General features: G+C 67.7%; 25 protein-coding genes. 21 read left to right on the top strand and 4 right to left on the bottom strand.

Annotated elements, in window-relative coordinates; genetic code table 11:
- Window positions 1-24 precede the first annotated feature (24 nt).
- Entirely contained in the window at window positions 25-1,467 is a 1,443-nt protein-coding gene (locus tag D5S18_RS06255; protein ID WP_120038878.1) for an amidase family protein, read from the top strand.
- On the opposite strand, the gene D5S18_RS06250 is transcribed toward D5S18_RS06255, so the two are convergent.
- From D5S18_RS06250 to D5S18_RS06240, 3 genes are all read right to left on the bottom strand, one after another.
- Window positions 1,443-2,333, bottom strand: a complete 891-nt coding sequence (locus D5S18_RS06250) for a LysR family transcriptional regulator (RefSeq protein WP_120038877.1) — start codon at window positions 2,331-2,333, stop codon at window positions 1,443-1,445. The genes D5S18_RS06255 and D5S18_RS06250 overlap by 25 nt on opposite strands.
- Window positions 2,334-2,684: 351 nt before the next feature.
- Entirely contained in the window at window positions 2,685-4,265 is a 1,581-nt protein-coding gene (locus D5S18_RS06245; protein ID WP_120038876.1) for an aldehyde dehydrogenase family protein, read from the bottom strand.
- Window positions 4,266-4,464: 199 nt separating this feature from the next.
- Window positions 4,465-4,734: a DUF2277 domain-containing protein gene (locus D5S18_RS06240; protein ID WP_120038875.1), complete on the bottom strand. Its 270-nt coding sequence runs from the start codon at window positions 4,732-4,734 to the stop codon at window positions 4,465-4,467.
- 90 nt (window positions 4,735-4,824) lie between these two features.
- On the opposite strand from D5S18_RS06240, the gene D5S18_RS06235 reads away from it, so the two are divergent.
- Window positions 4,825-5,646, top strand: a complete 822-nt coding sequence (locus D5S18_RS06235) for a DUF1266 domain-containing protein (protein WP_120038874.1) — start codon at window positions 4,825-4,827, stop codon at window positions 5,644-5,646.
- Window positions 5,647-5,685: 39 nt separating this feature from the next.
- Here the strand turns inward: D5S18_RS06235 and D5S18_RS06230 are convergent, their stop codons facing one another.
- Entirely contained in the window at window positions 5,686-6,627 is a 942-nt protein-coding gene (locus tag D5S18_RS06230) for a hypothetical protein (protein WP_120038873.1), read from the bottom strand.
- 362 nt (window positions 6,628-6,989) lie between these two features.
- Here D5S18_RS06230 and ftsH point away from each other — a divergent pair, with 362 nt between their 5' ends.
- From ftsH to D5S18_RS06135, 19 genes are all read left to right on the top strand, one after another.
- Window positions 6,990-9,407: an ATP-dependent zinc metalloprotease FtsH gene (ftsH, locus tag D5S18_RS06225; protein WP_120038872.1), complete on the top strand. Its 2,418-nt coding sequence runs from the start codon at window positions 6,990-6,992 to the stop codon at window positions 9,405-9,407.
- Window positions 9,408-9,568: 161 nt separating this feature from the next.
- A complete protein-coding gene (gene folE, locus D5S18_RS06220) occupies window positions 9,569-10,192 on the top strand; it encodes a GTP cyclohydrolase I FolE (protein WP_203236640.1) in 624 nt (207 codons plus the stop codon).
- A 55-nt stretch (window positions 10,193-10,247) separates the two neighbouring features.
- On the top strand, window positions 10,248-11,093 hold the full coding sequence (gene folP / locus D5S18_RS06215; protein ID WP_120039019.1) for a dihydropteroate synthase: 846 nt from the start codon (window positions 10,248-10,250) through the stop codon (window positions 11,091-11,093).
- Window positions 11,086-11,481 (top strand): dihydroneopterin aldolase, encoded by a 396-nt coding sequence (gene folB, locus D5S18_RS06210; protein WP_120038870.1) that lies wholly within the window; start codon window positions 11,086-11,088, stop codon window positions 11,479-11,481. Before folP ends, folB begins: the two co-directional genes overlap by 8 nt.
- Complete coding sequence (gene folK, locus D5S18_RS06205) at window positions 11,478-12,023, top strand: 2-amino-4-hydroxy-6-hydroxymethyldihydropteridine diphosphokinase (RefSeq protein WP_120038869.1); 546 nt, start codon at window positions 11,478-11,480, stop codon at window positions 12,021-12,023. The genes folB and folK overlap by 4 nt, the downstream gene beginning before the upstream one ends.
- On the top strand, window positions 12,020-12,496 hold the full coding sequence (locus D5S18_RS06200) for a DUF3180 domain-containing protein (protein WP_120038868.1): 477 nt from the start codon (window positions 12,020-12,022) through the stop codon (window positions 12,494-12,496). The genes folK and D5S18_RS06200 overlap by 4 nt, the downstream gene beginning before the upstream one ends.
- 70 nt (window positions 12,497-12,566) lie before the next feature.
- A complete protein-coding gene (locus tag D5S18_RS06195) occupies window positions 12,567-13,433 on the top strand; it encodes a DUF6779 domain-containing protein (protein ID WP_120038867.1) in 867 nt (288 codons plus the stop codon).
- A 151-nt stretch (window positions 13,434-13,584) separates the two neighbouring features.
- Window positions 13,585-14,514 carry a Rossmann-like and DUF2520 domain-containing protein gene (locus D5S18_RS06190; protein ID WP_120038866.1) on the top strand — a complete coding sequence of 310 codons (930 nt, stop codon included), beginning with the start codon at window positions 13,585-13,587 and terminating at the stop codon, window positions 14,512-14,514.
- Window positions 14,514-15,443, top strand: coding sequence for a pantoate--beta-alanine ligase (panC, locus tag D5S18_RS06185; RefSeq protein WP_120038865.1), 930 nt, complete (start codon window positions 14,514-14,516; stop codon window positions 15,441-15,443). The genes D5S18_RS06190 and panC overlap by 1 nt, the downstream gene beginning before the upstream one ends.
- Window positions 15,444-15,458: 15 nt before the next feature.
- Window positions 15,459-15,878 carry an aspartate 1-decarboxylase gene (gene panD, locus D5S18_RS06180; protein ID WP_120038864.1) on the top strand — a complete coding sequence of 140 codons (420 nt, stop codon included), beginning with the start codon at window positions 15,459-15,461 and terminating at the stop codon, window positions 15,876-15,878.
- Between the two features lie 8 nt (window positions 15,879-15,886).
- The gene (locus D5S18_RS06175; RefSeq protein WP_120038863.1) at window positions 15,887-16,681 is read left to right on the top strand and encodes a type III pantothenate kinase; all 795 of its coding nucleotides are present in this window, start codon (window positions 15,887-15,889) and stop codon (window positions 16,679-16,681) included.
- Window positions 16,682-16,839: 158 nt separating this feature from the next.
- Window positions 16,840-17,469 carry a cysteine dioxygenase gene (locus D5S18_RS06170; protein ID WP_120038862.1) on the top strand — a complete coding sequence of 210 codons (630 nt, stop codon included), beginning with the start codon at window positions 16,840-16,842 and terminating at the stop codon, window positions 17,467-17,469.
- Complete coding sequence (locus D5S18_RS06165; protein WP_203236630.1) at window positions 17,469-17,900, top strand: rhodanese-like domain-containing protein; 432 nt, start codon at window positions 17,469-17,471, stop codon at window positions 17,898-17,900. The genes D5S18_RS06170 and D5S18_RS06165 overlap by 1 nt, the downstream gene beginning before the upstream one ends.
- 285 nt (window positions 17,901-18,185) lie before the next feature.
- A complete protein-coding gene (lysS, locus tag D5S18_RS06160) occupies window positions 18,186-19,652 on the top strand; it encodes a lysine--tRNA ligase (RefSeq protein WP_120039017.1) in 1,467 nt (488 codons plus the stop codon).
- A 114-nt stretch (window positions 19,653-19,766) separates the two neighbouring features.
- Window positions 19,767-20,123, top strand: coding sequence for a histone-like nucleoid-structuring protein Lsr2 (locus tag D5S18_RS06155; RefSeq protein ID WP_120038861.1), 357 nt, complete (start codon window positions 19,767-19,769; stop codon window positions 20,121-20,123).
- A 254-nt stretch (window positions 20,124-20,377) separates the two neighbouring features.
- Window positions 20,378-20,977 (top strand): FHA domain-containing protein, encoded by a 600-nt coding sequence (locus D5S18_RS06150; protein WP_239003574.1) that lies wholly within the window; start codon window positions 20,378-20,380, stop codon window positions 20,975-20,977.
- 136 nt (window positions 20,978-21,113) lie between these two features.
- Entirely contained in the window at window positions 21,114-21,710 is a 597-nt protein-coding gene (locus D5S18_RS06145) for an anthrone oxygenase family protein (RefSeq protein ID WP_120038860.1), read from the top strand.
- A 160-nt stretch (window positions 21,711-21,870) separates the two neighbouring features.
- Window positions 21,871-22,803, top strand: coding sequence for an esterase/lipase family protein (locus D5S18_RS06140; RefSeq protein ID WP_120038859.1), 933 nt, complete (start codon window positions 21,871-21,873; stop codon window positions 22,801-22,803).
- 258 nt (window positions 22,804-23,061) lie between these two features.
- Window positions 23,062-23,188, top strand: a 127-nt coding sequence (locus D5S18_RS06135; RefSeq protein WP_146605600.1) for a Clp protease N-terminal domain-containing protein, incomplete at its 3' end; no start/stop codon positions are given.

Below are 23,188 nucleotides of genomic sequence, written 5' to 3'. Positions count from 1 at the left end.
GAGGCGATGGGGGCGAATCAGCACATGTACGACACTGCGGCGCGACTGCGCACGGCGAATACCGGGGACAAAGCGACGAACGCGGCCCCGGACGACCGCACCGAACCGGACAGAGCATCGCCACGCGGCCCCGCCGCGACCATCGCGGCCCGCGTGCGCGAGGGTTCGGCCCCCACCTCGGAAGCGGTCGAGGCGGCCCTGCGCGCCATCGCCGCCGAGAACTGGAAGGTCAATGCCTGCACCGTCGTTCGCGTCGAGCGCGCACTCGCCGAGGCGCAGGCGCTCAATCAGCGCGCCGACCTGGACGTGCTCCCGCTGGCGGGAGTGCCGGTGGCGGTCGAGCACACCGTCGCGGTGGCGGGGGAGACGGTGCTCGCGGGCTCCGCGGCCACCGATGACGCCGCGGCCTGCACCGACCATCCGGTAGTGCGCAGACTGCGCGAAGCGGGCGCGGTGATCGTCGCGTTGACAGCGGTGCCGGAACTGGGCCTGTGGCCCACCACCGACGCCCCCGACCGGATCACCCGCAACCCGTGGAACACCGCCCGCACCACGGGTGGCGCGGCGGGGGGCGCGGGTGCTGCGGTCGCCGCGGGACTGGTGCCGATCGCGCACGGCGGCGACGGTTTCGGGGCGCTGCGCATCCCCGCCGCCTGCTGCGGGGTATTCGGCATCAAACCGGGCAGACATACCGTGCCCGGCGCGGCCGAATCCTGGTCGGGCCTAGCCGAACACGGCGTCCTGGCCACCACGGTCGGCGACGCCGCGCTAGCCCTATCGGTCTTGGCCGCTCGACCGGATCTAGCCGAGACCGATCCACCAGAGCGACTACGTATCGGCCTAGCGCTAACCCCGCCCGCGAGAGTTTTCCGCGTCGATCGATATTGGTCCGCAGCCGCCCATACCGCCGCCGCCACCGCCGCGGCCGCCGGGCACCTGGTTCAACCGGTAACCCTCCCGTACAGCGACGCTCTGCTCGCCGTATTCCTGCGCTGGCTCGCCGCAGGCGTGAACGCCGCCGCGCTACCGCATCCGGAACGTCTCCAACGCCGCACTCGAACCCACCTGGGCCTCGGTCGCCTGGTGCAGCGCCTTCGACTGGTGCGTGCGGGCCAACTCGATCTGGTCGAGGCCCGCCTCTCGGAATTCTTCGAACGCTACGACGTGGTGATCACACCGGCGCTGGCCGGTCCGCCGCCGCGCGCACGGGCCTGGCACGCCGCGAGCTGGCTCACCAATATCCTTGCCTGCGTTCGGTTCTCGCCGTTCACACCGCTGTGGAACCTGGTCGGTTGGCCCGCGGCGGTGCTCCCGATGGGCACCCATCCCGGCGCGCTCACGCCGGTGGCGGCGCAGTTGGCCGGGCCGCCCGGCAGCGAGACCACGCTGCTGCGGTTGGCCGCGCAGTTGGAATCGCTGCGTCCGTGGCGGCGCACTGTCGATCAGCCCGCGGCGGCCACCGGCTGACTGGTCGAGAATCCACCCGCCGCCGCGCGTCCGGCGAATTCCAGGATGGTGGGGCGGGTGTCGTCCGAACGCCAGGCGACCGCGAGTTCGCACGGGGCCAGTCCGGTGACCTGACGGGCGGTCAGACCCGGCCACCGGTACATCGGGACATTGTTCTCGGCCAGCAGGCAGACGCCGAGGCCCAGGCTCACGGCCTCCAGCTTGTCCTCGGCGGTGGCGGCTTCCGCGCCGATCTTGGCCTGGCGGCCGTTGCGGGCGTCGTTGCCGAGCCAGAATTCCCGGACCGCGCCCGCCTCGGTGGGCAGGGCGATGAACGGTTCGTCCATCAGGTCGGCGAATTCGATGGTGTCCTGTTCGGCCAGCGGATGCGATTCGGGTAGGAGCACCCAGCGCGGTTCGCTGCGCAGCACCTGCCACCGGTAGCGGTTGGAATCCGGCAGCGGCAGCCAGACCAGGGCCAGGTCGGCTTGGCGACCGGACAGACCGCTGGACGGGTCGGTCCAGGAGGCGGCGTGCAGGGCCAGTCGGTGTCCGCTGGCGCTCTCCAGGTCGTTGAGCAGTCCGCGTCCGAGCGCGGATTGGATGCCGACGCGCAGCACCTCGCCCGCCTCCTGCAGCGAGACGTTGGTGACCTCCCAGAGTTCCAGGATCTTGCGTGCGCCCTCGAGCAATTCCTTACCCGCGACGGTCAGCGCGACGCTGCGCTGGTTGCGGTCGAACAGGACCACGTCGAGCTGGCGCTCCAGCTGACGGATCTGACGCGACAGGGTGGGTTGAGCAATGTGCAGCCGCTGGGCGGCGTTGGTGAAGTGCAGTTCCTCAGCGACGGCGACGAAATAACGCAGGTCGCGCAAATGCGGGTCCATAGCCCCTTGCTATCAGAATCGGTCCTGAATTTCCACCCTTATCAGGCCGGAAAGTCCGGATTAATCGGCCGAAACAGTCGGTAGGTTTGTTAGAGACAGCATATTGCCTTCTATGGCACCGCGCACCATCGGGCGGGCGAATATTCGGCAGCTCTCACAACCGCACCGCGCGCCCAGGTATCTGGACGCGCGACCAGCGTAAACGGTTTCGCGCATCGAGGCTTAATCGGGCCGACTTCCACCCATGTGGCCTGCTGAAAACTTGCTGGATGAAAGACCCGGTCGTTGCCTGAGCTAAAAGTGAGTTTCGTCACAAATTGTTTCGGCAACCGCGCTCGCGGCCGATTTCCACTACCCGCGCCGCAGCCGCCACAGCCCCGGCAGATCGAAGCGACGCACCCCGCGCGCCCCCGCCGCCCGCATCGCGCCGAGCGCAATGGTCAGCTTCGGCACCGAGTACGGGTACCAGATCATCTCCTTGCGCTGCGTCGGCAACATGGGCGCGGTGATCGCCTGCTGACGGCAGTACTTGCGCACCCCCTGCGCGCCACCCCAGCGCGCGCCGACACCGGACAGCCGCCAACCGCCCATCGGCAGCGCGTAATTGAACAGATTCGCGAAGACGTCATTGACATTGACCGCGCCCGCCTCGAGCCTGCGCGCGACCCGCTCGCCGCGCTCCCGGCTGCCGGTCCACACCGACGCGGACAGCCCGTAGGGCGAATCATTGGCCAGCCGAACGGCTTCCGCCTCATCGGCCACCTTGATCACCGGCAGCGTCGGACCGAAGGTCTCCTCCTTGACACAGGACATGGTGTGATCCACATCGACGAGCACCGTCGGCTCGAACGCGGTGCCGAATCCGGCCCGCTTGCCGCCCGTGAGCACCCGCGCGCCCGCCGCCACCGCCTCGTCCACATGCCGCTGCACGATGCGCGTCTGATTCTCATTGGCCAGCGCGCCGATATCGAAGCGCGCCTTGCGGCCGTCGAGGCCCTGACGCAATCCCCGCACGGCCTTCGTCAATTTCGCGACGAACTCGTCGTACACCGGGGCCTCGACGTACACCCGCTCGACCGAGATGCACACCTGGCCCGAGTTGAACATGCCGCCGAAGGCGATACCGTGCGCGGCCCGATCCAGATCCGCGTCGGCGAGCACGATGGCCGGATCCTTGCCGCCCAACTCCAGGCTGTAAGGAATCATGCGCTCGGCGCAGGTCACCGCGATCCGGCGGCCCGTCGCGGTGGAACCGGTGAACTGGATGAAGTCGGCCTCGGCCACCACCGCGGCACCCGTCTCGCCCGGCCCTGTGACCACCGTGAACACCGGCGGCGCGCCGATCTCGGCCCAGCCCCGCGCCAACTCGAGCGCCGAAAGCGGCGTCACCTCGGAGGGTTTGAGCACCACCGCCGCGCCCGCGGCCAGCGCCGGAATGATATCCAGGATCGGCATGGCCAGCGGGAAATTCCACGGAGTGATCACGCCGACCACCGGATACGGTCTATACACCGTGGTCAACCGCTTGACCCTGGCCAGCGGGCTGTGCGGCGAAGGATGTTCCTCGGCAAGGAATTTCGGGGCGCGTCTGGCGTAGTAGCCGATCAGATCGGTGGCGAACGCGGGATCGATCATCGCGTCCACCCGAGGTTTTCCGGTCTCCGACTGCACCACGTCGGTCAGGTGCTCGGTGTGATCGATGAGCCAGTCCTGGAATTTCAGCAGCCAATCCCGGCGACCACGCGGACCGATGGCCTCCCATTCCGGTTGGCGCAGTCGCAATTCGGCGATGGCGGCGGCGACGACGTCGGCGGTCTGCTCCGCGACGGTGCCGACGATTTCACCGGTGCCGGGATTGCGGACCTCGAATACGGAGTCGGTGCCCTCGAGCACGGAGTCGGTGCGCTGCGGCGCGGAGTGGATATCGGTCACGGCTGTCTCCCACGGACGTTGTGTTGCAGCGGCGAACCATGAATCAGCTCACCGCCTTCCATCATGGCCGCGATCGGGCGGCCTGTCCTTTGGGAGAATCGGCAGAAAAATGTGCTATGGGCGCGGTGCGCGCACGCCGAATGTGTAGGTGCCCACCCTGGATTCGTCGACGGGCGAGCGGCGGTGCGGCGGCGGCGACTCAGTCGTCGGCGGTGGCGACCTCGCGCGCGGCGATGCGGCGCAGCGGCGGCTCGGTGGCGGGCGGGACGCGACGGGCCGGGAGATCGGCGAGTAGTTCGGTGGTGGCCGCGGCGATGGCGGCGACCGCCTTGTCCACGGCGGATTTGGTGGTGGTGCTCAGACCGGAGAGCCCGCCGACCTTGCGGACGTACTGCTGTGCGGCGGCATATATTTCCTGTTCGGTCGCGGCGGGTTCCAGGCCGCGCAGGACGGTGATGTTTCTACACATGTCTGCACACTAGCTCTCGGGTGGGGGTCGCGTCAGGACAAGAATCGTCGTATGTGAAAATCCCGCGCCCGCGCCACTACACTCGCCACCATGTCTGCTCGCGGCTTGCCCACGTTGACAACCTTCCCCTACGAGGAGTTGGACAAGCGCGAGGAGGACCACTGGTCCGGTGCCGCCGTCTCCGATGACGAACTGCGCGCACTGGCCCTCGGGGCCTTCTACTCCACCCGCTGGGACGCCTTCCACGACGCGCTGCTGCTCGGCCCGGAGCGCGACCACCCGCTCGGCGACCGCCGCGAACTGGCCATCGACACCCTCACCGGTGCCTGGGGCATCACCGACGGCACCGAGGCGCAGGCCTCGATGGAACAACTGCTCGACGGTATGCACGCCCCGCTGTACGCGATGGTGCACCCGCTGGTGATGGCCTCGATCAACGCCAGCGAGCGGGACCGCTTCGGCGAGCGGGCCGACCGACACCGCGCGTTCCTGCGTCAGGTCGGCTCGTTCCGCGGCATGGACAATCCGGAGGCGCTGGTCCGTGACTACGACATCTGGTCACAGGCCATAAAGATCGGCTTCACCGATCATCTGTCGCGCCCGCTGCCCAGCGATATCCACGCCTGGGACCTCGCCCGCGTCGTCGCGGTCGCCCGGATGGCCTTCACCGCGGGCTATCTGGAGGCGGAGGTGGCCTGGGACTACCTCATGCGCGCGCTGCCGCTGGCCCAGCGCAAATACCGCAACTGGCGACAATTCGGCGATGCCTACCTCGCCGGCTGGACCTACTGGCAGGCCTGTGAGGACCTGGCCGAACTCAAGAGCGGCGGCGTGGACCGAAGAATGGAGTTGCTGCGGCTGTGGACCCGACCGACGAGCCCGTGGCGACGCATCGCGTTGAACCTGATCTGAGGAAATAGCCGGACGCCCGGCGGCGGATCGTCCGCCGGGCTATCCGCCGTCGGGTAGGGAGCGCAGGATGCCGCGGCCGTAGCGCTGGAACTGGGCATCGTCGACCATACCGAGTGAATGCCGCTCGACCAGCAGTTCCCACTCCGAATACAGTTGCGCCACACCGGGATCCGCCGGTCCGGCGGCCCCGTCGGCGCAATCGCGGCGCACCGCGAAGTTCACCGCGCAGGTCACGCGCTCGGTATCGGCTCGGTCGGTGCCGGTGAAACGCAGCGTGATATTGCCGTCGTGCACATCCATACCGGGCTGATTGGCCGTGCCGATCTCGCCGACAGCGCCACCGCCCTCGGTGCTGCGTGCCCACATGATCGCGGGAATCGGCATCTCGTGCGCGTAGCGTGTGCCATTTCCGAGCGAGATGAACAGCAACCGCCCCGTGGTGGCGGCCAGCAGACCGGGACCGCTGCCTGCGGGCGGCACGGCCAATGCGACCGCCGTCTCCAGGACGTACTCGTCCGGGGTGACGAACCGGTGCAGCGCCGAGATCGCCGATTTGGCCTCCCGCTTCGGGGTCATCCTGCTGACCGCGCGCTCGACATCGGCTCTGGTCGGACCGCTCTTGCCCCAGACCGGAGCGGGCGCGCTGAGATCGGGGGCGGCCACATCGATGCGCTGGGTGGTCAGGATCTGGTCGTTGATCCGGTCCACGATCTCGGTGGCGGCGGGCACATCGTGTTCGGCGATGAGCACCGGCAGCGGGGTCCGGTCGGCGGGCACGCCGGTGAGCACCGGCGTGGGATAGCGCAGATAGATCTCGATGACAACCGCGTCGTCGGCCCTGCGGTTGAGTCGGACCTTGAGCAGATCCGAGACCGGGACGTCGAGCACGCGCTCGCCGTCACCGCCGGGACGCAGCACGATCAATCGTCCGCGACCATGCCGCACTATCGCCGTGGGTGTCCGTAGCTCGACTATGTCCATACCCCCTGCGCTCTGTTCGGGTGCGGGTACGCGGGCGCTGCGCGGGTTGCGCAGGCTACCGCCGTCGGGCCCAGCGTTCGCGCCGGCGTTGTGTCGTCGCTCACGATAGGCCGACCGTGCCATGATTGTGACCACTTGACGCAAGCTCGACCGTGGCACTCGGGAACCACCGGCGCTCGCCGGCCGTTGACCTCTTTAACTGCACCTGCAGCCGAACTGCGCGATGTAACGGGTAGACCGTACGCGGTAACGTGGCTTGTCCGCATCCGAACCCCTCGCTCGGAATTGTCGGACCCGCCACACGCACCGCTAGGCAAGAACCGGAAATACCGGAAAGGACTGGCCGGCACGGCCGACGCTCTATGAACCGCAAGACTGTGTTACAGACCCTGGCCGTAGTCGCGGGCATCGCGCTCGCGATCATCGTGTTCAGCTACTTCAGCAATGACACGCGCGGCTGGAAGAACGTGGACACCTCGGTGGCGTTGGCCCAGTTGACCGACAAGCCCAACGTCAAGAACGTCCAGATCGATGACAAAGAACAGCAACTGCGCATCGAGCTGAAGAACGGCAACGACGCCACCGGCGGTCAATCCAAGATCGTGGCCAAATTCCCCGGCGGCAGCGCCGCGAGCGGCGATGTCTTCACCGCGGTGCGCAACTCGGGCGCGCCCTACAACACCGTGGTCAAGCAGGAGAGCTGGTTCAGCCAGCTGCTGCTGGTCGTGCTGCCGATGGTGGTGCTGCTCGGCCTTTTCGTCTTCCTGATGGCACGCATGCAGGGCGGCGGGCGCGGCGGCATGATGGGCTTCGGCAAGTCCAAAGCCAAGCTCATGACCAAGGACATGCCCAAGACCACCTTCCACGATGTGGCGGGCGCGGACGAGGCCGTCGAGGAGCTCGCCGAGATCAAGGACTTCCTGCAGAACCCGGTCCGCTACCAGTCCCTGGGCGCGAAGATCCCCAAGGGTGTGCTGCTCTACGGTCCGCCCGGAACCGGCAAGACGCTGCTCGCGCGCGCCGTCGCCGGTGAGGCCGGTGTGCCGTTCTTCACCATCTCCGGTTCGGATTTCGTGGAGATGTTCGTCGGCGTCGGCGCCTCACGCGTGCGCGACCTGTTCGAACAGGCCAAGCAGAGCAGTCCCTGCATCATCTTCGTCGACGAGATCGACGCGGTCGGTCGGCAGCGCGGCGCGGGTCTCGGCGGCGGCCACGACGAGCGCGAGCAGACGCTCAACCAGTTGCTCGTCGAGATGGACGGTTTCGGCGACCGCAACGGCATCATCCTGATCGCGGCCACCAACCGGCCCGACATCCTGGACCCGGCGCTGCTGCGTCCCGGCCGTTTCGACCGTCAGATCCCGGTCGGCAATCCTGATCTGGCAGGCCGCCGCGCCATTCTGGCGGTGCACGCGCAGGGCAAGCCCATCGCGCCCGATGCCGACCTGGACGGTCTGGCCAAGCGCACCGTCGGCATGTCCGGCGCGGATCTGGCCAATGTCATCAATGAGGCCGCGCTGCTCACCGCCAGGCAAAAAGGTTCGGTCATCACCAGCGCGGAGCTGGAGGAGTCGGTCGACCGGGTGATCGGCGGTCCGAAGCGGCAGAACAAGGTCATCAGCGAGGCCGAGAAGAAGATCATCGCCTACCACGAGGGCGGGCATACCCTCGCGGCCTGGGCCATGCCGAATATCGATCCGATCTACAAGGTCACCATCCTGGCTCGCGGCCGGACCGGCGGTCACGCCGTCACCGTCCCCGAGGAGGACAAGGACCTGATGACCAGGGCCGAGATGATCGCCCGCCTGGTCATGGCCATGGGCGGTCGCGCCGCCGAGGAACTGGTGTTCCACGAACCGACGACGGGCGCGTCCTCCGATATCGACCACGCCACCAAGGTCGCCCGCGCCATGGTCACCGACTACGGCATGAGCGCGCGCCTCGGCGCGGTCCGCTACGGCCAGGAGCAGGGCGACCCGTTCCTGGGCCGGTCCATGGGCCGCGGTTCGGACTATTCGCACGAGGTGGCCCGCGAAATCGATGAGGAGGTGCGCAATCTCATCGAGGCCGCGCACACCGAGGCATGGGCCATTCTCAACGAGTACCGCGATGTCCTCGACAGTCTGGCCACCGCACTGCTCGAGCGCGAGACGCTGCACCGCAAGGATCTCGAGGTGATCCTGGCCTCGGTGCAGAAGCGGCCGCCCATCACCATGTTCAACGATTTCGGTGATCGGCAGCCTTCGGACAAGCCGCCGGTGAAGACGCCGCGCGAGTTGGCCGCCGAGCGCGGCGAGACCTGGGAGCCGCCGGGCAAGCAACTCGCCGCCACCGCGGCGACGAACGTGCCCAACAACGGGTTCCCGCCGCCCAATCAGGGCTATCAGCAGCCGCAGTACGGCTACCCGGAGCAGCATTACGGCTACCAGGCCCCGCCGCCCACCGGATATCCGCTGCCGCAAGCACCCACCCAGGCCTATCCCCGGCAGCCAGGTACGCAAGGCACCCGGCCGGATTACGGCGCCCCGGCCGGTTGGTCCGCGCCGGGCTGGCCGCCGCGCGAGGATCAGCCGCAGCAACAGCCGCAGCCGCAGCCGCAGCCGCACGGATGGGATCAGCAGCAGCCGGACCAGTCCGCAGGCTGGGGGCAACCCCAGCCCCAGCCCCAACCGCAGCAACAGCAGCCTTGGGGTCAGCAGCCGGGTGCGGAGAATGGCACCCAGTCCGGGCCGGTCGACGGTGAGAACCGCGAGTGGGATGGCCAGAACGGTCGTCGCTAGTCCAGGCGAATCGGCGGCGCAGCGCGGTCACCGGAGCCGCCGGGCCGGATCCGGTCCGCGCCGATTACGCTCGATAGTCGAGGTGCCGGGGCGTTGCCCGGCACCTGTGATTTTGGAGGTGTCCTCGAGTGTCGGCCAGTAAACACGTCGGCGATCCCGCGTTGAACGGGTCGGACGGTGCCGCACAGGAGGCACTCGTCGCGCTGCACACCGCAGCTCCCTTCGATCAGGCACGCGCCGAATCCGCCATCCGGGAGTTGCTGCTCGCCGTCGGCGAGGATCCGGATCGGCCCGGCCTGCTCGAGACGCCGGCCAGAGTGGCCCGCGCCTACCGGGAGATGTTCGCCGGCCTCTACGTCGAACCGGATTCGGTGCTGGACACCACCTTCGACGAGGGGCACCAGGAATTGGTGCTCGTGCGCGATATCCCGATGTACTCCACCTGCGAGCACCACCTGGTGTCCTTCCACGGTGTGGCCCACGTCGGCTATATCCCCGGCCCGCACGGCCGGGTGACGGGCCTGTCCAAACTGGCCCGACTGGTCGACCTGTACGCCAAGCGCCCGCAGGTGCAGGAGCGGCTGACCAGCCAGATCGCCGACGCCGTCATGCGCAAGCTGGAACCGCGCGGCGCGATCGTGGTCATCGAGGCCGAGCATCTGTGCATGGCCATGCGCGGCATTCGCAAACCGGGCGCGAGCACCACCACCTCGGCGGTGCGCGGACTGTTGCAGTCCAGCGCCGTCTCCCGTTCCGAGGCCCTCGACCTGATCCTGCGGAGGTGAGTCGGTGTCCGCATTGGGGAGCCTGGCACCGCGCGACGGCCGCTCCTGCGTCGTCATGGGTGTGGTGAACGTCACCAGCGATTCGTTCTCCGACGGTGGCCGCTACCTCGATCCCGCGCTGGCCGTCGCACACGGCGTCGCGCTGTACGCGGCGGGCGCCGACATCATCGATGTGGGTGGAGAGTCCACCCGGCCCGGTGCGGCCCGCGTCGACGCGCGGACCGAGGCGGCCAGGGTCGTCCCCGTCATTCGCGGTCTGGTGGCCGCGGGCGTGCCGACCAGCGTCGACACCATGCGGGCCGAGGTGGCCGAGGCCGCGCTCGAGGCCGGCGCGCGGGTGGTCAATGACGTCTCCGGTGGCCGTGCCGATGCCGATATGGTGAAAGTTGTCGCGGCCGCGGGCATTCCGTGGATTCTCATGCACTGGCGGGCGACCGCGGACTACCGGCACACCGGTCCGGCCGACCACTACGACGATGTGGTCGCCGAGGTGCGTGCCGAGTTGGCCGTCCAGGTGGACAAGGCCGTCGCGGCCGGTGTCGATTCCGGTCGGCTCATCCTCGATCCCGGACTCGGCTTCGCCAAGAACGCCGAGCACAACTGGGCGCTGCTGGCCGCGCTGCCGCGGTTCGTCGCCGACGGGCTGCCGGTTCTCATCGGCGCGTCCCGCAAACGTTTCCTCGGGGCACTGCTGGCCGATCAGGCAGGTCCGCGCCCGCCCGACGGGCGGGAGGTCGCCACCGCCACCGTCTCCGCGCTGGCCGCCGAACACGGCGCATGGGGTGTGCGCGTCCACGATGTGCGCGCCTCGCTGGATGCCATCGCCGTCGCGGACGCGTGGCAGCGGGCGCGACGTCCGCTGTCTACGGCCGGATTCTCGGGAGGCCACCTGTATGCCTGATCAGGTGATTCGGCGCGGTTTCGATCGGATCGAGTTGCGCGGTCTGCGCGCTTTCGGCCATCACGGCGTGTTCGAGCACGAGCGCCGTGACGGTCAGGAATTCCTGGTCGATCTGACGATCTGGGTGGATTTCACGGCGGCCGCCGCCTCGGACGACCTGGCGGCCACGGTCGACTACGGTGCGCTGGCCGAGCGGGCGGTGCGGATCATCCAGGGGCCGCCGCGCGATCTCATCGAGACGGTGGTCTGCGAGATCGCCGACGAGGTGATGACCGATCCGCGGATTCGCCGCGCCGAGGTGGTGGTGCATAAGCCGTCCGCGCCCATTCCGCACACCTTCTCGGATGTGCGCGTGGTGACGACCCGGCAGCGCGGGGATGCCGAATGACCCGCGCCGTGCTCTCGATCGGGTCGAATATGGGCGACCGATCGGCCAGACTTCGGGACGCGGTCGCCGGATTCGGTGCGGATGTGGTGGCGGTGTCGTCGGTGTACACGACCGCGCCGTGGGGCGGGGTCGATCAGGACGATTTCCTGAATATCGTCGCGATCGTCGACAACCCGACCGTGAGCTGCCGGGATTGGTTGCTGCGCGGCCAGGAGTTGGAGCGGGCGGCCGACAGGGTGCGTGAGGTGCGCTGGGGTGCGCGCACCCTCGATATCGATGTGGTGTGGTGCGCGGACGGCGATCGCGTGGTGCGCAGCGCCGATCCGGAGTTGATCCTGCCGCATCCGCACGCGCACGAGCGGGCCTTCGTGCTGCTGCCATGGCTCGAGGTGGCACCCGACGCGGTGCTTACTGTCGATGCGATGTCGCGCCCGATCAGCGATTGGCTGGCGGCGCTGGATCCCGCCGAACGAGCCGGTGTGCGGCGCACCGAGTCCGCGCTCGGCGTGGCTCCCGAATTCGGGTCGGATCCGGCGTCGTGAAACTCAGGCCGACGCGCGTCCTCGATCTCGTGGCGAATGTGCTGCTCGCCGCGGTGGTCGCGTGGATCGGCACCAGGCTCGCCTATTCGTCGTTCCCGCCGATCTCGATCTACGCGGGGGCCTCGCTGTATCCGGTGGCGGCGATCGAGGCGGTGCTCGGATTCATGATTCGCGCCAGGGTCAACGATCACCGCATCGGTGACGGACCGCATCAACTGCACCCCATCACGGCGGCCCGCGCGGTGGCGTTGGCCAAGGCGTCGGCGCAGGTGGGTTCGCTCGCGGCCGGGGTGTGGCTCGGCTTCCTGTGCTGGGTGTTCCCGCAGCGCGACACGCTGCGCGCGGCGAGCGCCGACGCGCCGGGCGCGATCGTGGGGATGGCGGCCGGTTTCGTACTGGTTGCTGCCGCCCTCTGGTTGGAGTACTGCTGTCGCGCGCCAGAGGATCCGACCGATAATGCGGCTACCACTTAGTTAATTGTGCTGTCCGGATCACTCCCGGTTGATCTGGGCGCGGCCGGACATCCGAGCTACCCTGGCTGCCATGGTTTCACCCTCCCGGAGCAGCACTTCCCCTCGGCGACGGGAATCAGCGGGAAAATTCGTCATCGGCGTGTTGGTTCTGCTCGGTCTGGTTGCCAGCGTTTTCCTGGTCTTCAGCAATAGTCTGCAGTTCGTGCGGATCGGATTGGTCGTGGCGCTGTGGGCCGCCGCCATCGGGGGGCTGATCGCGACGAAGTACCGCAAGGAAGCCTCTGCTGACAAGGCCAAGGCGGCCGATCTGCGCACTGTCTACGAACTCCAACTCGAGCGCGAGGTGACCGCGCGCCGGGAGTACGAACTCGGGGTCGAATCGCGGGTGCGTCAACAGGTCGGCGCGGACGCCGCGGAGATCGCGGCGCTGCGGGCGGAGTTGACGGTGTTGCGCACCAGTCTGCAGCGGCTCTTCGACGGGGAAATGCCGGTCGATCGGCCCGCGCTGCGGGCGGATTCGACGCGAATTCACCAGTTGCCGCAGGGTCGTGACAATAGCTCCGCGGATGCCGGTAGTCGGCCGGATTCGGGGTTGCAGCAAATGCCTGGCAGCGCGGTGCCGGTGTTCGAGGGCGACGATGCCGCGCGCCCCGCCTTCGCCAGCCCGTTCGACGAGCCGATCACGGCCGAGACCGCGGCGGTGACGCTGGAACCCGCGGGTGTCGCGCCGACCATCGGTGCGTCGGATCCGGCGGGATGGCCGGACGCGTTCACTGAGGTCGGGCCGGAGCCCGAACCCCCGAAGCCCACGCCGACCATGGGCACCGCCGGATCGCGGCGGCGCCGACGGGACCTGGATTCGGGCGATACCTCCACCCGACTCTCGGTCGCCGAGATCATGGCGAATCTCCAGAGCGAGCAGCGCGGTCGTTCGTAGGCCGGTATTCCGCCGGCGAGCATGCGCTGTAAATCACCCGGTAGCCGATGGCCGAGGGCGCGTCGCTGCCGTTATGGTCGATGGCGTACGTCCGGTACCCGCGCGGCGGGACTGGAACGAATTCGAGAGGACAATGGTGACCTCGACAGGTATGACTTCCTCCGATGGCGCGAATCACGATCCGGCGCCCGCGCGGCTGACGGTGGGCATCGTCTCGGCGGGACGCGTCGGGTCGGCGCTCGGCGCGGCCCTGGAGCGCGTCGGTCATATCGTCTTCGGCGTCTGCGCCATCTCCGATGCCTCGGTGCGTCGCGCCAGGATGCGCCTGCCCGATTCGGAGATCTTGCCGATCGAGGAGGTGGCCGCGCGCGGCGAACTGCTGATCCTCGCGGTGCCGGATGCCGAATTGCCCGGTCTGGTGCGGGGTTTGGCGGGAGCGGGTGTGGTGCGGTCGGGCACCATCGTCGCGCACACCTCGGGCGCGAATGGCGTCGGCGTGCTGGCCCCGCTGGCCGAACTCGGCGCACTGCCGCTGGCCATCCATCCGGCCATGACCTTCACCGGCCACGACGAGGACCTGAGCCGGTTGGGCAATGCCTGCTTCGGGATCACCGCCGCCGACGAGATCGGCTACGCCATCGCGCAGTCCCTGGTGATCGAGATGGGCGGGGAGCCGGTGCGGGTGTCCGAGGAGCATCGCACGCTGTATCACGCGGCGCTGGCCCACGGCAGCAACCATCTGGTGACGCTCATAGTCGACGCCGTGGCGGCGCTGCGGGAGGCGCTGTCGGGTCCGGGTCTGCTCGGTCAGCAGACCGTCGACGAACAACCCAATGGCCTGGCCGAGCGGCTGCTCGCGCCGCTGGCCTCGGCGGCGCTGGACAATGCGCTGCGCCGCGGCCCCGCCGCGCTCACCGGTCCGGTGGCGCGCGGTGACGTGGCGGCCGTCGCCGCGCACCTGGACGCGCTCACCGCCGTCGACCCGCGGTTGGCGGCGGGCTATCGCGCGCTGTCGCTGCGTTCGGCCGAGCGCGCCGCGACCAATCCGGCCCTGATCGAGCTTCTGGAGGAACGTCGATAATGGATCCGAAACTGCGCGGCGCCTTCCGGTCCGGTGAGCTCACCGTGCACCACGATCCCGAAGTGGTTGCCGCCGTGGCGAAGTCGCTGCGCGCGGTGGGTCGGACGGTGGCGCTGGTGCCGACGATGGGCGCCCTGCACGAGGGGCATCTCGAGATCGTGCGGCGCGCCAAGCGCACGAATCAAACGGTCATCGTCTCGATCTTCGTCAACCCGCTGCAATTCGCCGCGGGCGAGGATCTCGACAAGTACCCGCGCACCTTGGACGCCGATGTGGAACTGCTGCGCGCCGAGGGTGTGGAAGTGGTCTTCGCCCCGAGTGCCCACGATATGTACCCGGACGGTCCGCGCACCACGGTGCATCCGGGGCCGCTCGGCGCCGAACTCGAAGGCGCAAGCCGCCCAACGCATTTCGCGGGCATGCTGACGGTGGTGGCCAAATTGCTGCTGATCGCGCGGCCCACCGAGGCGTTCTTCGGCGAGAAGGACTACCAGCAGCTCGCCCTGATCCGCGAGATGGTGCGCGATCTGAATCTCGACGTCAAGATCGTGCCGGTGGCCACGGTGCGCGAATCCGACGGCCTGGCCATGTCCTCGCGCAATCGCTATCTCGATGCGGCGCAACGGGAATCGGCGCTGGCCCTGTCGGCCGCGCTGGCGGCGGGTCGACACGCGGCGGGCGCGGGTGCGGCAGCCGCGCTCGACGCGGCCCGCTCGGTGCTCGACGGCGCGGCCGGCGTCGCCGTCGAATATCTGGAACTGCGCTCCGCCACCCTCGGCCCGGCTCCGGCGAGCGGGAACGCGCGCCTGCTGGTCGCGGCGCGGGTCGGCGCCACCCGCCTGATCGACAACACCGCCCTAACTCTGGGCGTCGCGCTCGATGGCCACCCGAACGCCACGGGCGGCGAGCGCGCCGACGTCCCCGCATAGGAAAGGCAACGAACCATGTTGCGCACCATGATGAAGTCGAAGATCCACCGTGCCACGGTGACCCACGCGGATCTGCACTACGTCGGTTCGGTGACGATCGACCAGGACCTGCTCGACGCCGCGGACCTGCTGGAGGGCGAACAGGTCTGCATTGTGGACATCGACAACGGCGCGCGCCTCGAGACGTATGTGATCGCGGGCGAGCGCGGCTCGGGCGTGATCGGAATCAATGGTGCCGCAGCCCATCTGGTGCATCCGGGTGATCTTGTCATCCTCATCGCCTACGGCATGATGGACGAGGCCGAGGTGCGCGCCTACGACCCGAGGGTCGTCTTCGTCGACGACCGCAATCGCCCGATCGAGCTCGGATCCGATCCGGCGCACGCCCCGGCCGGTTCGGGCCTGACCTCGCCCCGTTCGCTGACCAACGGCTGAGGCGCGCCATGCTGCTGACAATCGACGTTCGCAATACCGGTATCGAGCTCGGCCTGGTCTCCGGTAGCGGCGCGCACGCGAAACTGGTGCGGCACTGGCGGATTCATGCCAATCCGCTGCTGACGGCCGATGAGTTCGCCATGCAGGTGCGCGGCCTGATCGGCGAACATCTCGACGAGGTGATCGGCGTCTCGGCGCTGTCCACCGTGCCGCCGGTGCTGCGCGAACTGCGCGAGATGCTGGCCCGCTACTGGGGGCATGTCCCGCATGTGCTGGTCGAACCCGGTGTGCGCACCGGGATCCCGCTGCTGGTCGACAATCCCAAGGAGGTCGGCGCGGATCGAATCGTCAACTGCCTGGCGGCTTTCCAACGCTACGAGGCTCCGGCGATCGTGGTGGACTTCGGTACCGCCATCTGTGTGGATCTGGTGTCGGCCAAGGGCGAGTTCCTGGGCGGGGTGATCGCGCCCGGCGTCGAAATCTCTTGCGAGGCACTGGTGGCGCGCAGCGCACTGCGCCGCGCGGAGCTGGTCCGGCCGCGTTCGGTGCTGGGCAAGAACAGCATGGAGTGCATGCAGTCCGGTGCGGTCTTCGGTTTCGCGGGCATGGTCGACGGGCTGATCGATCGGATTCGCGACGAATTCGCCGCCTTCGCCGCCGACAATGTGGCGGTGGTGGCCACCGGGGTCACGGCGCCGCTGATCGTGCCGGAGTCGGAGACCATCGAACATTATGAGCCGCATCTCACACTGACCGGCCTGCGCTTGGTCTACGAGCGAAATCAACGCCGCAAGACCGGCTAGGCGCCTGTGTCGACTGTCGCCCATCCCGCGTCCACTGCTACACTCGCCGACGTGTATTTCGCTATGCGCACCCAGGAGTGTTGTCGGGGCTGATTGCCTCGACAGTTCGAGGCTGAGCATTCCCCTCGACCGCTGACACAACTCCTGGAGCATCGCCGATGCGTTCCTCGGTAATTTCCCACGACACTCTTATTGCCCGCGAATCCGCGCGCACCGATTATTCGGCGACCCCGCCGCTCGATCGAGCCGTGGCGACCGCGCTGCCAACCCGGCTGCGGCCCCCCGACCTGCTCCGATTGACCGACGAGGGCGCCGAGGATGTGCTGGCCGGGCGCTATGACCACCTATTGCCGCCGGGTGGGGTCTGGCCCAGCGTCGAGCGATGGGCCGCCCGGCTCGTCGCCGATGACGAGGTCGATGTCTGGCTGATCAGCTGGACACCCGGCAAGCACACCGAATTGCACGATCACGCGGGCTCGCTGGGCGCACTGACCGTACTCAGTGGCGCGTTGACCGAATTCCGTTGGAACGGTGCCGAATTGCGCGGGCGGACGCTGAGCGCGGGTGATCAGGCGTCATTTCCGATGGGCTGGGTGCACGATGTCGTGCGCGCGGCGGCGGAATCGGTGGACCACACCGGAATTGCGACCGGCCCGCTCGATCCGACCCTGAGCGTGCATGCCTATTCGCCGCCGCTCACCGCCATGTCCTATTACGAGGTCACCGGACACGGCACCCTGCGACGCACCAGAACCGTTCTCACCGACCAGCCCGAAGGCGATATGTGATGACCCGGCTGACCATCGATCAGATGCTCGAACAGGCACGGGCCGCGCTGCGCCGCGTCTATGCCTTCGAAATTCCGCAGGCCATCGCGCGGGGCGCGATTCTGGTCGACATCCGACCGCAGGCGCAGCGGGTGCGCGAGGGCGCATTGCCCGGTGCGCTGGTGATCGAGCGGAATGTCCTGGAATGGCGACTCGATCCGACGAGTTCGGCGCGCTTGGCGCTGGCGGTGGATCACGAGGTGGAATGGATCGTGGTGTGCTCGGAGGGCTATACCTCCAGTCTGGCCGCGTACGCGCTGCAACAGCTCGGATTGCGGCGGGCCACCGATCTGGTCGGCGGATTCCACGCGCTGCGCGCGGCCGGACTGCTGAGTATCGGCACCTCGGCGGCGCACTTCGCGCGGGAGGCGGCGTCGCTCGCGGCGGTGTAATCCTTCCATACCGAAGTATGAAGACGCCCTATACCGAAGTATGAAGGCGCGCAGTCCCGTTGGATTGCCGCGCGGTTTCCGCGCGGCTTCGCGCCGCTGGTGAATCGGTGTGGAAACCGATACCGATTTGTTACTGGGCCGTATAGTCCGGGCGGCCCGCAAATCCATTTCCGGTGCACGCTAGGGTTGTTCGATGTGAGTGCGAACAACCCCTCTTCCGGTGGCGCGGCAGGCGCGGCCGGAGCGCAATCCCGGTCCGCGGCCGATGCCGATCTTCCGGAGCAGATGCGGATTCGCCGGGACAAGCGCGAGCGGCTGCTCGCCGAGGGCCGCGACGCCTACCCGGTGGTGGTGCCGCGCACCCATACCCTGGCCGAAATTCGCGCCGCCTATCCGGATCTGGCACCCGATACTCAGACGGGCGTACAGGTCGGTGTGGCGGGCCGCGTCATATTCGTCCGCAATACCGGCAAGCTGTGTTTCGCCACCCTCCAGGAGGGCGACGGCACCAAACTCCAGGCGATGATCAGTCTCAATGGTGTCGGCGCCGAGGCGCTGGCGGCCTGGAAGGCCGATGTGGACCTGGGCGATTTCGTCTACGTGCACGGCGAGGTCATCTCCTCGCGCACCGGTGAGCTCAGCGTCATGGCCGATTCCTGGTCGATGTCGGCGAAGTCGTTGCGTCCATTGCCCGTTGCGCACAAGGAGATGGGCGAGGAGTCGCGGGTCCGGCAGCGCTATGTCGATCTGATCGTGCGACCCGAGGCGCGGGAGATGGCGCGCACCAGGGTGGCTGTGGTGCGGGCGCTGCGCAACGCGCTGGAGCGCCGCGGTTTCCTCGAGGTGGAGACGCCCATGCTGCAGACGCTGCACGGCGGCGCGGCGGCGCGTCCTTTCGTCACCCATTCCAATGCCCTGGATATGGAGTTGTTCCTGCGTATCGCGCCGGAACTGTTCCTCAAGCGCTGTGTGGTCGGTGGCTTGGAGAAGGTCTTCGAGATCAATCGGAACTTCCGCAACGAAGGCGCCGACTCCACCCATTCCCCCGAGTTCGCGATGCTGGAAACCTATGAGGCGTACGGCACCTATGACGATTCGGCGCGGATGACCAGGGAATTGGTGCAGGAGGTCGCGCAGGAGGCGCTGGGAACACAGGTGGTGACGCTGGCCGACGGGACGGAATATGATCTGCGCGGCGAGTGGGCCACCGTGGAGATGTACCCGTCGCTGTCGGACGCGCTCGGTGTGGCGGTCACTCCGGAAACTTCGGTCGCGGAATTGCGGGTGCTCGCCGATCGGGTGGGCCTGGAAATTCCCGACGATAAGGGCTATGGCCACGGCAAACTCGTCGAGGAACTGTGGGAGCACCAGTACGGTGACAAGCTGTACGCGCCGACTTTCGTGCGCGACTTCCCGGTGGAGACCTCGCCGCTGACGCGTCAGCATCGCAGCAAGTCGGGTGTCACCGAGAAGTGGGATCTGTATGTTCGGGGTTTCGAGTTGGCCACCGGCTATTCCGAGTTGGTCGATCCGGTGATCCAACGTGAACGATTCCTGGATCAGGCGCGGTTGGCCGCGGCGGGCGATGACGAGGCCATGCGACTGGACGAGGACTTCCTCGCCGCGATGGAGCACGGTATGCCGCCGACTACCGGTACCGGTATGGGAATCGATCGGTTGTTGATGGCGTTGACGGGATTGGGAATCCGGGAAACGATACTCTTCCCAATTGTGCGTCCGGTCACTCGTTGAGGTCGGATTACAGACCGGTGATCCCATCTTGGAAATTTTGAAATTAGAGGTATTCTTGCCTCGGGTAATCGGCCTAGTATGCGGGTCGCACGATTTCGAGAGGACGTTCATCTCATGGCAAAGAAGGTCACCGTTAGCCTGATCGATGATGTCGATGGTGAGTCCATCGCGGACGAGACCATTGAGTTTGCGATCGACGGTGTTTCGTACGAGATCGATCTGTCGACAGCGAATGCGACGAAGCTGCGCGACGGACTCGAGCAGTGGGTCGGTAGTGCACGCCGGGTAAGCGGACGGCGTCGGGTGAAGGCGGCGGCCGGAACGGCTGCCCCGAAGAGCCGGGTCTCGATCGATCGGGAACAAAGTGCGGCAATTCGCGAGTGGGCTCGTCGGAATGGGCACAAGGTGTCCGCGCGGGGGCGTATCTCCGCCGACATCACCGATGCCTACAACAAGGCCGCCAAGGGATAGTTTCTTTTTTCGCACCGCTGCTCGGGCTTTTCGTGCGACGCTCGGGCGGCGGTGTTGTTTTGATAGAAGTTCGATATGGCGGTATTCGGACACCCGATTCGCGGGTTCGCTCCGCTGCGGCGCTCGCGGCGTCGCCCGCTCGATCTTGCTCGCGGTTGTCCGAAGCGGCACCATGGATACGCAGGCGCACCGCGAAGGTGCGGTTTCCCGGAAAGGTGGGTACCTGCGCGGTGACGGGATTCGTCGGATCACTCTTGCGATTCATCGATGACGCGGGTCGCCAGCGGGAGTTCGCCCTCGAGCCGGATCGGCAGCGGATCACCATCGGCCGCTCACCGCAGGCGGATCTGGCGCTGCCATGGGATGCCGAGGTGTCCCGGTTGCATGCCGCGCTGGAATATCTGGGCGCGCACTGGACCATCGTCGATGACGGCCTGTCCAGGAATGGCACCTTCGTCAATGGCGAGCGGATCGCCGGGCGGCGGCGGTTGGTGGCGGGCGATAGCATCCGGGTCGGTACCTCGCTGGTGCATTTCCTCGACTACGGCGGTGTCGTGGACGACATCACCAGGGTTTCCTCCGGATCCCTTCCGACCCCGCGGCAGTTGACCGAGACCCAGCGGGCGGTGTTGATCGCGCTGTGCCGCCCGTACAAACACGGCGCGGGCTTCGCCTCACCCGCCTCCAATCAGCAGATCGCCGATGAACTGTTCCTCAGCGTGGACGCCATCAAGACCCATCTGCGGGCGCTGTTCGCCAAGTTCGGGGTGGAGGATCTGCCGCAGAATCAGAAGCGGGTCCGGCTCGCGGGGCTGGCGATCCAGAGCGGCATCATCTCCGACCGCGATCTCTAGGTTCCGAACAGGGGCATGGACGATCGCTTAACCTTCCGAGCGTTTCGACGATGGTTGCGCGGGGGTCCGGTGCGGTCCACTGGATATCGAAAGGGAGCGAGCAGCGCTCCGACCGAAATCCGCGAGGAGTACCGCGATGTCCGCCACCCGCTTGATCGCCCTCATCTTGGCCACGCTGGCTTCCGGCCTGACGGCGGGCGTCTTCTACGCCTACGCCACCTCGGTGATGCCCGCGCTCGCGCGCACCGATGATCGGGCCATGATCGACGTGATGCAGAAGATCAATGTCGTGATCATCAGCCCTTGGTTCATGCTCGGCTTCCTCGGCACGGTCGGGTTCACCGCCCTGGCCGCGGCTCTGCATTTGGGGCGCGATCAGCGCACGACGCTGGTGCTGATCGGAATCGCGCTGGTGCTCAATGTGATCGCCTTCGCGGTGACCTCCGGGCTGAATGTTCCGCTGAACGATCAGTTGGCCGCCGCGGGCGATCCCGCCGCCATCGCCGATCTCGCCAAGGTCCGCGCCGATTTCGAATCGTCCTGGGTGAGCTGGAATCTCGTGCGCGCGGTGTTGCACACGCTGGCCTTCATCGTGCTGGGCGCTGCGTTGTTCGTCGGTGGGATCCAGCAGGGGCGTTCGGAGCAGCACGCGGGCCGGGCCGCGGTGGTTCAGTCGGGATTCCCGCAGGCAGGCCCGCATTACGGTGTGCCGCAGTCGGGTTGGCAGCGGTAGCGACCCGTTGCCGCCGCACCGCCGGGGAAGGCGGTGCGGCGGTTGGCGTTCGGGCGCCCTCGCCTCGAAGTTGTGTCGAATCGGCCCGGTCGGTCGGTCGGCCGTCGTACCTTTCCAAGAGGCGAATTTTCTAGAACGCGTTCCAATTCTTGGAGGTGCCATGCGACGCATGCCCTATGCCGCGCTGATCCTCGCGGCGCTCACCGCCCTCGGGGTCGCGGTGGCCGCGAACGCGCGGGCCGAGCGCTACGCGGTGAACTACAACTTCTTCGCGGGCGTCCCCGCCGAACTGCTGCACCCCGGCGGTGCGCTGCCCGGCGCCGACGACTGGTCCTGCCGACCAGACCGGGACCACCCGGACCCGGTGGTCCTCGTGCACGGCACCGGCGGCGGCGCGCAGACCAACTGGGGCGTCTACGTCCCGCTGCTGGCCAATGCGGGCTACTGCGTCTACTCCTTCACCTACGGCGCCCTCGACCTGCCGTGGCCCGCCGCCGCGATCGGCGGTATGCGGCCCATCGAGGACAGCGGCGCCGAACTGGCCGCCCTGGTCGACCGGGTGCGCGCCGCCACCGGCGCCGACCGCGTCGATCTGGTCGGCCACTCACAGGGCAATATCGTCGGCAACTACTACATCAAGCGGCTCGGCGGCGCGGACAAGGTGAACCGGCTGGTCGCGCTCGCCCCACCCTGGTTGGGCACCGAAGCCGTTGGCAACGTCGCGGCCTTCAGTCGGGCGCTCGGGGTCGGAGCCGTCTTCGACGCCGCGACCGGACTGTGCCGATCCTGCGCCCAGTTGGCGCCGGACTCGGAGTTCCTGACCGCGCTCAATGCCGACGGGATATACAACCCCTCGGTGACCTACACGAATATCGCCACCGCGCTCGACGAGGGCGTCGTCCCCTACACCGCGGGCCTGGTCCCCGCCCCCAACGCCACCGCCATCGTCGTTCAGGACGGTTGCCCGCTGGACTACTCCGAGCACGCGGGCATAGCGGGCAGTCCCCGCGCGGCCGCCTACGTGCTCAATGCCCTGGACCCTGCCCATCCTCGGGAAGTGCCCTGCGAATTCGTCCCGCCCTTCACCGGCTAGGCAGGCCGCAGAAGAGGCCGACGGGTCCTGTTCGCTTAAGGCAAAACCGAACGGGAAACGAAACCCGCAACGCTCACGTTATGAGTGAATGACCGTGCCGTCGCTGGTCGCCAATAGGGTGGACTGGAGGCGGCCTGCACCCCCGCCAACTAGAGTAGAGGCGGAGGCCGCAGCCCCCGGGGCTTCATGGCAGGCTGACGCATCAGTCGAACCGAAGCGTCGGCCGCCGGAATGTCGGAGCAGGAGAGTGAGGGAGCGATGTTCGAGAGGTTCACCGACCGCGCGAGGCGTGTCGTTGTCTTGGCCCAGGAAGAGGCCCGGATGCTCAACCACAATTACATCGGTACCGAGCACATCCTGCTGGGGCTGATTCATGAGGGTGAGG

The organism is Nocardia panacis (genome assembly GCF_003598715.1).
GTDB lineage: Bacteria > Actinomycetota > Actinomycetes > Mycobacteriales > Mycobacteriaceae > Nocardia > Nocardia panacis.
Note: the sequence above shows the minus strand (reverse complement) of the source record. Positions and strands in the feature narration are given on the sequence as shown.

What these genes read in the sequence shown, in the direction of transcription:
- D5S18_RS06255 (WP_120038878.1), top strand. Translation starts at nt 25, where the DNA reads ATGTACGACACTGCGGCGCGACTGCGCACGGCGAATACCGGGGACAAA.
- D5S18_RS06250 (WP_120038877.1), bottom strand. Translation starts at nt 2,333, where the DNA reads ATGGACCCGCATTTGCGCGACCTGCGTTATTTCGTCGCCGTCGCTGAG.
- D5S18_RS06240 (WP_120038875.1), bottom strand. Translation starts at nt 4,734, where the DNA reads ATGTGTAGAAACATCACCGTCCTGCGCGGCCTGGAACCCGCCGCGACC.
- D5S18_RS06235 (WP_120038874.1), top strand. Translation starts at nt 4,825, where the DNA reads ATGTCTGCTCGCGGCTTGCCCACGTTGACAACCTTCCCCTACGAGGAG.
- D5S18_RS06230 (WP_120038873.1), bottom strand. Translation starts at nt 6,627, where the DNA reads ATGGACATAGTCGAGCTACGGACACCCACGGCGATAGTGCGGCATGGT.
- ftsH (WP_120038872.1), top strand. Translation starts at nt 6,990, where the DNA reads ATGAACCGCAAGACTGTGTTACAGACCCTGGCCGTAGTCGCGGGCATC.
- folP (WP_120039019.1), top strand. Translation starts at nt 10,248, where the DNA reads ATGGGTGTGGTGAACGTCACCAGCGATTCGTTCTCCGACGGTGGCCGC.
- folB (WP_120038870.1), top strand. Translation starts at nt 11,086, where the DNA reads ATGCCTGATCAGGTGATTCGGCGCGGTTTCGATCGGATCGAGTTGCGC.
- folK (WP_120038869.1), top strand. Translation starts at nt 11,478, where the DNA reads ATGACCCGCGCCGTGCTCTCGATCGGGTCGAATATGGGCGACCGATCG.
- D5S18_RS06195 (WP_120038867.1), top strand. Translation starts at nt 12,567, where the DNA reads ATGGTTTCACCCTCCCGGAGCAGCACTTCCCCTCGGCGACGGGAATCA.
- D5S18_RS06190 (WP_120038866.1), top strand. Translation starts at nt 13,585, where the DNA reads ATGACTTCCTCCGATGGCGCGAATCACGATCCGGCGCCCGCGCGGCTG.
- panC (WP_120038865.1), top strand. Translation starts at nt 14,514, where the DNA reads ATGGATCCGAAACTGCGCGGCGCCTTCCGGTCCGGTGAGCTCACCGTG.
- panD (WP_120038864.1), top strand. Translation starts at nt 15,459, where the DNA reads ATGTTGCGCACCATGATGAAGTCGAAGATCCACCGTGCCACGGTGACC.
- D5S18_RS06175 (WP_120038863.1), top strand. Translation starts at nt 15,887, where the DNA reads ATGCTGCTGACAATCGACGTTCGCAATACCGGTATCGAGCTCGGCCTG.
- D5S18_RS06170 (WP_120038862.1), top strand. Translation starts at nt 16,840, where the DNA reads ATGCGTTCCTCGGTAATTTCCCACGACACTCTTATTGCCCGCGAATCC.
- D5S18_RS06165 (WP_203236630.1), top strand. Translation starts at nt 17,469, where the DNA reads ATGACCCGGCTGACCATCGATCAGATGCTCGAACAGGCACGGGCCGCG.
- lysS (WP_120039017.1), top strand. Translation starts at nt 18,186, where the DNA reads ATGCGGATTCGCCGGGACAAGCGCGAGCGGCTGCTCGCCGAGGGCCGC.
- D5S18_RS06155 (WP_120038861.1), top strand. Translation starts at nt 19,767, where the DNA reads ATGGCAAAGAAGGTCACCGTTAGCCTGATCGATGATGTCGATGGTGAG.
- D5S18_RS06145 (WP_120038860.1), top strand. Translation starts at nt 21,114, where the DNA reads ATGTCCGCCACCCGCTTGATCGCCCTCATCTTGGCCACGCTGGCTTCC.
- D5S18_RS06140 (WP_120038859.1), top strand. Translation starts at nt 21,871, where the DNA reads ATGCGACGCATGCCCTATGCCGCGCTGATCCTCGCGGCGCTCACCGCC.